Below are 12,157 nucleotides of genomic sequence, written 5' to 3' on the forward strand. Positions count from 1 at the left end.
TCATGGCGAGCCTTTAATGAATGCCCGCCGCTGGCGCAACGATAACATTGCACCCGGACAATCAAGCGTCCTCTAAAGAAGGCTCAGAGCCTGATTTCGCCGGTCTCCAACGCGGTCTCGAGCCGATCGATCGTAGCTGCGAGCTTCTCGTCGATCACGTGCAGATATTCGGTCCAGTCGCCGATATGCTTCAGCTCCGCCTTGCCGTCCGAAATGCCGCGCAACCCGATGAGCGGCACGCCGAAGGCCTGGCAGGCGCGCAGTACCGCGAAGGTCTCCATCTCCACCATGTCGGCGTCGATGGCCGCATAGGCGGCGCCGGAGACGATTGCGGCGCCGGTCGAAAGTCGCGCCTGTTTCACCCCGGGAACGGTGAGCGGCAGGTCTATGACGGCCGGAAGGCCGAGGAAAGGCGTTGCGCCCTTTTCGAAGCCGAGCGGTGAGGCGTCCATATCGCGATAAGCGACCGAGGCCGCCTGGTAGACTTCGGTCTGTTCGAGCGTCGCGGAGCCGGCCGACCCCAGTGAGACGACGAGGTCCGGCAGGGTACCCTTCGCTTCGAGCTCCGCCAGCGCCCTGGTCAGGCTGACGGCTGCTTCGACCGGACCGACACCCGTCATCAGCGGCGCCATCCTCTCGCGGAGACAAGGACCGTATTCGGCGTCCACTGCCATCACATAGAGGATCTTTCTTCCGGCCACCGGCTTCAGCTCGAAGCTCATCCTTCGATCCCCTCGCGTCCGCGGACCACCATCATCGTTCCGGTCATCGAGGCGATGAGCTTGGCGGGCCCGTCGGGCCTGACCGCATAGCCGCGCCCGTCCGAGACGATGATCGTCGTGCCGGGCTTCGTCACCTCGCCGCGAAAGAGAAACCGTTCACCGCGCCCCGGCGACAGAAGATTGACCTTGAATTCGATGGTCAGCAACGATGCCTCGGGGTCTATTACCGAATAGCCTGCATAGGTTCCGGCCGCATCGAGCGCGGCCGAAATCACGCCGGCATGCAGGAGCCCGTGCTGCTGCGTCAGCTTGGGATCGAAGGGCAGCTCGATTTCGACCGTACCCGATTCGACGCGCGTGAGCTCGGCCCCGATCGTGCGCATCGCGGCTTGGCGCCTGAAGCTTTCCCGGATGCGCTTTCTGAAGTCATGAGGATCGCTCTCATCCATGGATCGGCTTGCCTTGATTCCGGGGCCCCACTGCCCGATTTTTCCGGAGACTGGCATGCCGGTTGCGACGCGGCAAGCTCAATTCATGAGGAAAATCGAGCCGTTGAGCAAGGTCGCAAAGGCGACCCAGGCAAGATAGGGCACAAACAGCAGGGCCGAAATCCCGTCCTGCCGCAAGCTCGCGATGATGAATGCTGCGATGGACGCGAGCAGCAGGCAGATGACGACCAGCGCGGCAGCGATCTGGTGCAACCCGAAAAACAGCGGCGACCAGAGAAAGTTCAGGACCATCTGGGCGAGCCAGAGTGGCCACTGAGCCGCGCGGCGATCGCCTGAAAGACCAGCCGCGCGGCGATCGCCCAGAAGACCAGCCGCGCGGCGATCGCCTGAAAGACCAGCCGCGCGGCGACGACCCAGAAAACTGCGCGCGCCGGCGATGCCGATCATGATATAAAGAAGGGACCAGGCTGGAGCGAAAATCCAGTCGGGCGGGGTGAAGTCCGGCTTTGCCAGCGATCGATACCATGCATCGGGGATGTTGATATAGCCGATGGCGAGGCCAAGGCCGAGCACGGCTGTGACGAAGAGGATATGTACGAGCGTTCTGTTCATGCCTGCTAGATGGTGCTGCAAGCCATGATTTCCAGCGGCTGCCCGTTTGGCGGTGAAGCGGCGCCACCTATATGATGATCCATGCAGAGCTCCCGGCGTTTTGAGATCCGTCCGGCTGAACCCGACGATCTGATGATGATCGCGTCGGTGCTGGTCCGTACGTGGCGCGCAACGTTTCGCGGCATTATCGCCGATGATTACCTCGATGCCATGACCGTCGAAGAACAGGCCATTCGGCACGCCCGGCGCATGCGTTTCCCGGGCACCTTGATGATGGCCGCAGCCGACATGGACGAGGATCGGGTGGTCGGCTTTGCAAACTATGGCAAGGCCAGGGGCATGCCGCCCGCCTTCGATCGAGAATTGTACGAGCTCTATCTCCTGCCGGAGTTCCACCGCGCGGGCCTTGGTTCTGCGTTGGTGCGGGCTGTCGCCGCGCATTGCCAGGAGACAGGGGGAAACTCGCTTTTTGCCTGGGTGTTGAAGGACAATCCCAACAGGGCCTTTTATGAGCGGCTCGGCGCGCGCGCCGTGGCTCAGGGCAGGGTCAGCGTCGGCAGAGCGAGTCTTGACCAGCTTGCTTACCGCTGGGACGATCTGAGGGCTCTCTCCGGAGATGCATCGGCCTGACCTTCGGCGAGGCGGACGATGTGCTGGTCCCAGGCAACGGGACTTCGGTGCTTCTCGAATCGCCCTCCATAGGAAGAGAAGGCGAAAGCATGACTTGCCGCGGCAACGCCCGCTGCGTCCGCCACCTGCTCCTGCGCGAGGACGGCACCCGTCTTTGCGTCCAGGGTGACTGCAACGCCGCCTTTGGGGGAGGTGAGACCGACAAGTCCTTCGCGGCGGTTGACCGCTATGGCTCCGACATAATTGGCGAGTGCCGCCGTGGTGCGTTCGGGCAGGTCGACGAAACGGAGATCCTCTCCTTTCGCAAAGTGCCCCACGAGCGGCGGCAGGTCGTTGCGCGCGCCTTCATACTGGCAGGCGAACCAGACACGTCCGTCGGCGCCGATGTCGACATGCCGGGTCGAAAGGCGATTGAGGCTCGGCGGCAGCGCATGCTTCTCGATGAGCGCCCCGGTCGCAGCGTCCACGAGCGTGAGGCTCGGCTCCATGTAATCGAGATTGAGCTTGGTGCGGCCGAAGTCCGGATGGGTCTCGATACCGCCATTGGCGATTGCGAGCGTGCGTCCGTCCGCGGCGAGCGTCATATCATGAGGACCGATGCCGTAAGTCGGGAATTCACCGATTTTGGTAAAACCCTGCCGTCCGCCATAGATTCCAATCATGCCGCGATTTGCGGAAAAGTCGTTCTCTGTCGCATAAAGCAGCCGGCCGTCCGCCGAGAAGCAGCCATGGCCGAAGAAATGGCGACCCTCGGCGGAGGTAATGACAACAGGCTCGGCGGTGCCATCAGGCGAAAAGATCATCGCATAAGTGCCCGGCCGGCGGGCAAAGGCCACCGCCAGACGGCATGCCGGGGAGAAAGCCATGCCATGTGCACGCGCAGGCAACAGGCTGCGCTCCACGATTTCTCCCTCTTCGGTAAGCGTGGCGACACCATAGCTGCCGTCCGGTGCCATGAAGCCCGAAGCGAAGACGGCATCGGCCCTTTCGAGTGCAAACGCGACCCTGGGGGCAAGCGTCGCTACCCAGGCGGCACCCGCCATTTTCACGAAGCTGCGGCGGTCGATGAGATTGTTGGTCTTCATGCGGTCTCCTGCAAAGGGGGACGTGCGAGGGGTCGGAGAGGGGCTTTGGCTTTGATTGAACTTCTCCTTCAAACCCTATCTTAAAGCCAAATACGACGCCTGAAACAAAAAAGGCGACTGGCGCCGGTCCCCCTTGTTGAACGGGCACGGTCGCGGTCGCTCTTCGCCGTCTTGCCGGCGGCGAGAGCGCGATCTGGCCGCGCCAATCGTCGCCGGAGCAACATGGCGGCCGGCCTCGGGAGATCCCGGTCTCCCGCCTCGCCTGCCGTGTCGGTTTTCTCCGGTGTTCTTCCGAACGTTGAGTGGCTTCTTCAAATGGCTCCGCGATCTTCTGAAAAACCATTCGAGTTAAGTTCATTGATCCGCAGGGAATAATCGGAGCTCCATATCCAGGAAAATGGCACGGGGATTATGCAGCATGCACACAAAGACATTAGTCGCATATAACGATATATTATAATTGCTGTCAGAACTGCAAATTTTCAGTAACATCTGTAATTTTTAATCAGTATTGAATAAATAATATAAATGAGTATTGCATCTTTCATAGATTATTTCCTACTGCATTTTGTTATATAACGGCTAGACATGAAACTATATGTGGCAAAAGGAAAAATAAGCTACAGTTCACGGCAAAGGTATTTATCTTTGCTTCGATGATTGCTAAGGTAAGATTCGATCCGCAGGAGAGGTGGGGTGTGCGCGTAACTGTCGTTAACGAACTATTTACAAACCGCAGGCGAATGAGGTGCAGCCTGGCGTTGGTGGTTTTGATGTCTTCGACCTATGCTTTGGCACAGGTCCCTTCGACCCTCGATCCGGCGCGCATCGGGGGCAATCTGGAGACGCAGCCGCTGCAGCGCAGGACCCAGTACTCCATCAGTCTCCCCCGCGTTGAGGATGGGGTCGTGCCGGAGGGTGCTTCGGGGGTCACATTCGTCTTTGGCGGCGTGAGGATCGAGGGGGCTGCCGTCCTGCCCGAGGCCAAGCTCCTGGCCGACTGGCCCCACAAGGCCGGCGACACGGTTCGGGTAGATGAGATTTTCGCGCTGGCCGAGTCGATCAGTCAGGCCTATCGCGAGGCTGGCTATGCGCTCTCCTTTGCCATGGTGCCCCAGCAGCAGATCGATGGCGGTGTGTTCCGCATCCAGGTCGTCGAGGGTTTTGTCGAGCGGGTCGTGATAAAGGGCGATCTGTCCGAGGCGGTTCGGGCCGACATGCAGGCTTTTGCCGATCGCATCCTCGCCTCGCGACCGCTGCGCACGGCAGATCTCGAGCGCTACCTGCTGCTGATCAACGATATGCCGGGGGTCACGGCCTCCGGCGTCCTCTCCCCGGCTGCGGTCGAGGCGGGCGCGGTGCTGACGCTGGAGGCGGCGCACGAGCCGGTCGCCGGTTCGGTCGGCTACAATAGTTTCATGCCAGATACTCTCGGCACGCATGTCCTTGAGGCCAGTGGCGGGATGCAGGGCGTTCTTACCGGATCCGGGTCGGTCAGCCTAACGGTCAGGCGGTCATTGATGCCGGATGCCTATCTGGGCGTATCGGGGGACGCCTCGGTCGGGATCGGGACGGAGGGCTTGCGCGTGGGCGTTTCCGGGCTGTGGTCCCGGATCGATCCGCGCGATATTCTGCTCGACGTCATCGATTATAAAGGTTCGCTGGTTAGCGCACAGCTCTACGGGTTCTACCCGATCATCCGTAGCCGTGAAGAGAATCTGTCCATAGGAGCCTCCTTTTCGCTGGACAACGACAATTCGACGATCCTCACCACGGATTTCGTCGACGACCGGCTCCGTTCGGTTTCGGTCTGGGGTAGGTATGACTTCGTGGATCAGACTCGCGCGGTAACCTCGCTGAGGGGCGCGTTGACGCATGGCGTCGATCTTTTCGGGGCGACCGGCAACAGCCGCGCCAACGGGGTTGTGAAATATACGAAGGTCGAACTGGACGCGCAGCGCAATCAGCCTCTGGCCGACGTCCTGGGCGGTGCGCTGTCCCTGCAGGCGACGGCGCACGCCCAGGCGGCTCTTGGCTCGGGCGCCCTGTTCAGTGCGCCCGAGTGTTCCTTCGGCGGCCGCCGGTTCGGTCGGGGGTTCGATTCCGGTATTTTGACTGGCGATCATTGCGCGATGGGAAGCGTCGAGCTGCATTGGGTGCGTTCCGTCGATTTCCCTGATCTCGGCGCCCCGGTGTTCCTGGATTTCTATGCTTTCGTCGATGGAGGCGTCGTCTGGCAGAAGGGCGAGGTGTTGTCCGGAGAACCGGGAAGAGGTCACGCAGCCTCGCTGGGGCTTGGCCTGAGTGTCCAGTTTACGGCGGAGGCTTCGGGTCTACTTGAGGTCAGCCGGCCCGTGTCGCTGTCGGTCGGGACCCCTGATGAGACGCGGATCCTCGGGGCGCTGTCATTCAGGTTCTAGTATGAAGTGCGGGCAGGTTTTGACCATGAAATGCAGGGCCCGGCCAGTCGGGTGATCAAGCAGATCGTGCGCGGCAATGAAGCGTGCCGGACGGAGACAGGAGGCGGCGATGAAGGATCGTCTTTCGGAACGTGATGACAGGCCGGGCTTTTGCATTTCCGGCGCGGGCGGCTTGCCTGGAGCAGGCGGCCTTTTCGGAGCGGGCAGATTGTGCGGCGGCTTGAGCGCACTCGTTCTCGGAACTGTCTTGTCTGGCGGTTTTGTCGAGTCCGTATCGGGCAATCCGCTCGATGGACACGTCGTTTCGGGTTCGGCTTCGATCGGGTCGGACGGTACTGTCATGACTGTGACGCAGGGAACGGACCGTGCGGTGATTGACTGGCGGAGCTTTTCGATCGGGGCGGGAGAGACCACCCGCTTCGTGCAGCCGTCGGCGTCGTCCGTGACGGCCAACCGGGTGACGGGCGGGGACCCGTCCTCGGTTCTCGGGTCTTTGAAGGCCAATGGCACGGTTGTTCTCGTGAACCGGAACGGGATCGTGTTCGGGACGGATGCCCGCGTCGACGCGGGCGGGCTTGTCGCGACGGTCCATGATCTGGATACGGCGGGGTTCATGTCGGGTTCGGACGTTCTGCGCTTCGAGGGGGGTGCTCGGCCCGGCGCCTCGGTCGTCAACCACGGGACGATCAGCGTCAGGGATGCGGGACTTGCGGCCTTCGTTGCTCCGCATGTGCGCAATGAGGGGGTGATCACGGCCGATTTTGGGCGGGTTGCGTTGGCTTCGGCGAAGGGATTTTCGGTCGATCTTTACGGCGACGGTCTGCTGTCTTTCGCGCCCGGCGATGGGCTCGAGGAGACGATTGGCGACGGCGCGGAAGCGCTGGTGCAGAACGGCGGCACGCTTGCTGGGTCCCGGGTACTTCTGACGGCGCATGCGGCGCGGGAAGTGGTGAACGCGTCGGTGAATGTGTCCGGTCTCGTGCGTGCGACGTCGGTGTCGTCACGTGGAGGCGTGATCACGCTTGGGGGATCGGGATCTGTGCGCGTCTCCGGGCGCGGGCGGCTTGATGCGTCCGGCTCGGGGGGCGGCGGCCGTGTGACGATCAAGGCGGGGCCGTTCTCGACGGACGGGACGATCGATGTGCGCGGTGTGGATGCGAGTGGAGCTGCGGTTGCGCGGGGCGGCATAGTGGAGATCACGGCGGACGGCGTGATGCTTGGCGGCGAGATCACTGCGTCCGGCGCGTCCGGCGGCGGCGTGGATGTCGCGTCGCGGGGCGTGCTGTCTCTTGCGGGGCGCGTCGAGGCTCAGGGGCTCCTGGGTTCGGGGGGCAGCATCCGCTATCGCGGGCGGCGGGTCGTGGAGACGGGGACGGGGTCGACGAGCGTATCGGGTCTGACCCATGGGGGGACGATCAGCGTTATGGCGGACCAGTCGATCGCCACGTCGGGTTCCTATGCGGCGGGAGGCGTTTACGGCAAGGGGGGACGCATCGACATGAGCGCGCCGGACGTGCGCCTTCTGTCCGCGGGTCTTGAGGCGCGGGGACGCTAGCAGGGCGGTCTTGTTCGTGTTGGCGGCGGTTTTCAGGGGGGCAAGACAGCTGATACGAAGACGGTTTATTATGACAGCTTCGTCGGGCGGTGGGGCGCTCTTGCCGGGCTTGGGGCCTCGTCATCCACGTTCGTCAACGATGCGACGGCGATCGATGTCTCCGCGTGGCAGGGCGCCGGCGGGACGGCAGTCGTCTGGTCGGATGATCGGACGACGTTCCTCGGCGGCATCGATGCGCGCGGCACGGCTGGCGGGGGGTCGGTCGAGATCTCCTCGGCCGGAGATCTGCGGCGCGCCGGGCTGGCCAATGTGAAGATCGGAGAGGGCGGGCATCTGCTGCTCGACCCCAAAAACATCATCATCGGCACCCCGGCAACCGTCTCGGGATGGGCCTATCAGGCGATCATTGGCGCAGGATATGGCAAGAACCGCAATGTCATCGCGCTCGGTGCAAATGATGGATTCGGTCTCTCTGTTTCGCTGAACGCGGCGGGGGACCGTTTGGCGGTCGGGGCGTATCAGGACGACGGGTCCAGCGGCAACGTGTCCAATTCGGGCGCGGTGTATCTGTTCAGCTTCACCGACACGACGTTTTCGGGCGGCATGCTCGAGGCGGTGATCGGCAAGGACTATACGGGTGGCAAGAATGTCGATGTCGGCGCGCTCGGTGCGGATGATGGGTTCGGTGCTTCTGTTTCGCTGAACGCCGCGGGGGACCGACTGGCGGCCGGGGCGTATCAGGACGACGGGTCCGGCGGCAACGTGTCCAATTCGGGCGCGGTGTATCTGTTCAGCTTCACCGACACGACGTTTTCGAATGGCTCGCTCGAGGCGGTGCTCGGCAAGGGCTATACGGGCGGCAAGAATGTCGATGTCGCCGCGCTCGCTCGGGAGGATCAGTTCGGTGTTTCTGTCTCGCTGAACGCGTCGGGGGACCGCCTGGCGGTCGCGGCGGATCTGGACGACGGGTCCGGCAAGAACGTCTCCAAATCGGGAGCGGTGTATCTGTTCAGCTTTACGGATGCAGCGTTTTCGGGCGGCACGATCGAGGCGGTGCTCGGCAAGGGCTATACGGACGGCAAGAATGTCGATGTCGCCGCGCTCGCTCCGGATGATCAGTTCGGTATTTCTGTCTCGCTGAACGCGGCGGGGAACCGGCTGGCGGTTGGAGCGATCGGCGACAACGGGTCTGGTGGCACCTCCGTGAGCAGAGCCGGGGCGGTGTATCTGTTCAGCTTTACGGATGCAGCGTTTTCGGGCGGAACGCTCGAAGCGGTGCTCGGCAAGGGCTATACGGGCGGCAAGAATGTCGATGTTGCCACGCTTGAGGTACTTGATGCGTTCGGCTCGTCGGTCTCGCTGAACGCGGATGGGGACCTTCTGGCGGTCGGCCCATTTCTGGACGACGGGTCCGGCAACGGCGTGAGAGATTCGGGCGCGGTGTATCTGTTCAGCTTTACCGACACGAAGTTTTCAGGTGGCCTGCTCGAGGCGGTGATCGGCAAGGGTTATTCTAACGGTAAGAATGTCAATGTCGACGCGCTCGGTGTAAACGATGGATTCGGTGGTTCCGTCTCCCTGAACGGGGCGGGGGACCGTCTTGCGGTCGGGGCGAACCTGGACGACGGGTTCGGCAACCGCGTGAAAGATTCGGGCGCGGTCTATCTGTTCAGTTTTACGGATGCAGCGTTTTCGGGTGGCACGCTCGAGGCGGTGATCGGCAAGGGCTATACGGGCGGCAAGAATGTCGATGTCGCTGCACTCGAGAACGATGACTGGTTTGGTCATTCCGTCTCGCTGAACGCGTCGGGGGATCGTCTTGCGGTTGGGGCGAACCTGGACGACGGGTTCGGCAACGGCGTGAAAGACTCGGGCGCGGTGTATCTGTTCAGCTTTACGGATGCAGCGTTTTCGGGTGGCGGGCTCAAGGCGGTGATTGGCAGGGGCTATGATAATACTACAGGCGATAAGAATGTGGATGTCGCTGCGCTTGAGAGCGACGATCGGTTCGGCTCGTCCGTCTCGCTGAACGCGGCGGGGGATCGTCTGGCGGTCGGGGCGCCTGGCGACGGGTCCGTGGTCGAAGCGGGCGCGGCATATCTGTTCAGCTTCACCGATAGGGCATTTTCCGATGGGGCGCCCGAGCTGGTGATCGACAAGGACTATCCGGGCTTTAATGGTGCCGCGCTCGAGGAAGCTGATCGGTTCGGCTCGTCGGTCTCGCTGAACGCGGCGGGGGATCGGCTGGCGGTCGGGGCACCTGGCGACGACGGGCACGACACCAGCCCGATCATTGAAGATAATAATTTTGGAGCGGTGTATCTGTTCAGCTTCACCGATACGGCGTTTTCGGACAGTACTCACGAGGCGGTGATCGGCAATGGCTATTCGGGCGGCAAGAATGTCGATATTGCCACGCTCGAGGACGGTGATACGTTCGGTTCGTCCGTCTCGCTGAACGCGTCGGGGAACCGCCTGGCGGTCGGAGCGCTTGGCGGTAACGGGGCCAATAACATCGACGATTCGGGTGCAGCCTATCTGTTTCGCTTCACCGACACGGCGTTTTCGGGTGGTACGCAGGAGGCGGTGATCGGCAATGGCTATTCGGGCGCCAACAATGTCGATGTCTCGCTCGAGGAGGATGATAAGTTCGGTTCATCCGTCTCGTTGAACGCGCTGGGGAACCTTCTGGCGATCGGGGCGCCTCTTGACGACGGAGCCGGCAACAGGGTGTCCGATTCGGGAGCGGTTTATCTGTTTGCGGGCATCCTCGACGGCGATTCGGTTTCGTCTGCCAACTATGGCGATGATCCCTCGGCTGACAGCTATATCCTGCCCTCCGACATCGTGTCGCTTCTTTCGGCGGGCACGAATGTGACCCTGCAGGCCAATAACGACATCACTGTTGCCGAGGCGGTCGCCGTCACGGACGGTTCGGCGAGGCTGACCTTGCAGGCAGGGCGTTCCGTTCTGATCGATGCCGGCATAACCAGCAATGGCGGGGATGTGACGCTGATCGCCAATGATCTTTTGGAGAACGGTGTGGTCGACGCGCATCGGGACTCCGGCGCGGCGGTGATCACCATGGCCCCGGGCACGGTGCTCGACGCGGGCACGGGGGCTGTGATCTTCGACCTGCGTGCCGGTACGGGCAAGACCAAAAGGCAAGGCGGCGACATCACGGTGGGCACGGTGAATGCGGGGTCGATCCTGGCGGTAAACGCCGGGCCGAACGGGAAGTCGGGGATCGTGCTCGGCAGCGGATCGGTGCTGACGGCTTCGGCCACGGGCAATGCGATCGTTCTGGCCGGTGATCGCTTTACCAACAGGTCAGGCGCCTCGCCGCTGCAGGCGTCAGGCGGGCGCTGGCTGGTGTGGTCCGGGAACCCGGCGGACGATACGCGCGGCGGTCTTTCCTACGGGTTCAAGCAGTATAATGCGAAATATGGTGAGACGGCAGTCGCCCAGGGCGCGGGCAACGGTTTTCTCTATAGCCTTGCCCCCAAGATCACGGTGGGTCTGACCGGCACGGTGTCGAAGGCCTATGACGGGACGACCGGTGCGGTTCTGGCCGGGGGCAATTACACGGTCTCGGGCGCGGTGGATGGCGATACGGTGAGTATTACGCAGACCGCGGGCAGCTACGACACAAAGCATGTCGGCACGGGCAAGACCGTGACGGCGAGCCTGGCCGACAGCCACCTGAGCGCGGTCAATGGCACGGTGAAGGTCTATGGCTACAAAACGGTCAATATGAGCGCAGCGGGCCCGGTGGGCGAGATCACGGCGCGTGCGCTGACGGTTTCGACAGAGGCCGTGAGCAAGGTCTATGACGGGACCGTTTCGGCGTCGGGCACGGCGATCGTGACGTCGGGCGCGCTGCAGGGTAGCGACACGCTCTCCGGCGGCAGCTTTGCGTTCGCCGACAAACATGCGGGCGCCGGCAAGACGGTGACGGTCTCGGATGTGACGATCGACGACGGCAATTCGGGCGGCAACTACATCCTGACCTATGCCGATAATACCGCCAGCGAGATCACGGCGCGTGCGCTGACGGTTTCGACAGAGGCCGTGAGCAAGGTCTATGACGGGACCGTTTCGGCGTCGGGCACGGCGATCGTGACGTCGGGTGCGCTGAAGGGCAGCGACACGCTCTCCGGCGGTAGCTTTGCGTTCGCCGACAAACATGCGGGCGCCGGCAAGACGGTGACGGTCTCGGATGTGACGATCGACGACGGCAATTCGGGCGGCAACTACATCCTGACCTATGCCGATAATACCGCCAGCGAGATCACGGCGCGTGCGCTGACGGTTTCGACAAAGGCCGTGAGCAAGGTCTATGACGGGACCGTTTCGGCGTCGGGCACGGCGATCGTGACGTCGGGTGCGCTTCAGGGCAGCGACACGCTCTCCGGCGGTAGCTTCGCGTTCGCCGACAAGCATGCGGGCGCCGGCAAGACGGTGACGGTTTCGGATGTGACGCTCAATGACGGCAATTCCGGCGGCAACTACATCCTGACCTATGCCGATAATACCGCCAGCGAGATCACGGCGCGTGCGCTGACGGTTTCGACAAAGGCCGTGAGCAGGGTCTATGACGGGACCGTTTCGGCGTCGGGCACGGCGATCGTGACGTCGGGTGCGCTTCAGGGCAGCGACACGCTCTCCGGCGGTAGCTTCGCGT

Annotated in this window: 8 protein-coding genes; 4 read left to right on the top strand and 4 right to left on the bottom strand. The window is 62.6% G+C overall.

All coding sequences use genetic code 11. The features are described 5' to 3' along the window. Positions 1-83: 83 nt before the first annotated feature. From FB009_RS10730 to FB009_RS10740, 3 genes are all read right to left on the bottom strand, one after another. Positions 84-722, bottom strand: a complete 639-nt coding sequence (locus FB009_RS10730; RefSeq protein WP_012067713.1) for a 5'-methylthioadenosine/S-adenosylhomocysteine nucleosidase — start codon at positions 720-722, stop codon at positions 84-86. Next, on the bottom strand, positions 719-1,171 hold the full coding sequence (locus FB009_RS10735) for a PaaI family thioesterase (protein ID WP_024311271.1): 453 nt from the start codon (positions 1,169-1,171) through the stop codon (positions 719-721). Before FB009_RS10735 ends, FB009_RS10730 begins: the two co-directional genes overlap by 4 nt. A gap of 78 nt (positions 1,172-1,249) precedes the next feature. Further along, on the bottom strand, positions 1,250-1,783 hold the full coding sequence (locus FB009_RS10740; protein WP_012067715.1) for a TspO/MBR family protein: 534 nt from the start codon (positions 1,781-1,783) through the stop codon (positions 1,250-1,252). Positions 1,784-1,864: 81 nt separating this feature from the next. Between FB009_RS10740 and FB009_RS10745 the strand changes: the two genes are divergently transcribed. After that, positions 1,865-2,413: a GNAT family N-acetyltransferase gene (locus FB009_RS10745; RefSeq protein WP_012067716.1), complete on the top strand. Its 549-nt coding sequence runs from the start codon at positions 1,865-1,867 to the stop codon at positions 2,411-2,413. On the opposite strand, the gene FB009_RS10750 is transcribed toward FB009_RS10745, so the two are convergent. Continuing rightward, positions 2,365-3,498: a DUF1513 domain-containing protein gene (locus FB009_RS10750; protein WP_012067717.1), complete on the bottom strand. Its 1,134-nt coding sequence runs from the start codon at positions 3,496-3,498 to the stop codon at positions 2,365-2,367. The genes FB009_RS10745 and FB009_RS10750 overlap by 49 nt on opposite strands. A gap of 773 nt (positions 3,499-4,271) precedes the next feature. Between FB009_RS10750 and FB009_RS10755 the strand changes: the two genes are divergently transcribed. The 3 genes from FB009_RS10755 to FB009_RS10765 form a co-directional block, all read left to right on the top strand. Continuing rightward, a complete protein-coding gene (locus FB009_RS10755) occupies positions 4,272-5,918 on the top strand; it encodes a ShlB/FhaC/HecB family hemolysin secretion/activation protein (protein ID WP_012067718.1) in 1,647 nt (548 codons plus the stop codon). A 109-nt stretch (positions 5,919-6,027) separates the two neighbouring features. After that, entirely contained in the window at positions 6,028-7,473 is a 1,446-nt protein-coding gene (locus FB009_RS10760; protein WP_012067719.1) for a two-partner secretion domain-containing protein, read from the top strand. Between the two features lie 309 nt (positions 7,474-7,782). Beyond that, on the top strand, positions 7,783-12,157 hold a 4,375-nt coding region (locus FB009_RS10765), incomplete at its 3' end, for a beta strand repeat-containing protein (protein WP_145161602.1).

The organism is Sinorhizobium medicae, assembly GCF_007827695.1.
Taxonomy (GTDB): domain Bacteria; phylum Pseudomonadota; class Alphaproteobacteria; order Rhizobiales; family Rhizobiaceae; genus Sinorhizobium; species Sinorhizobium medicae.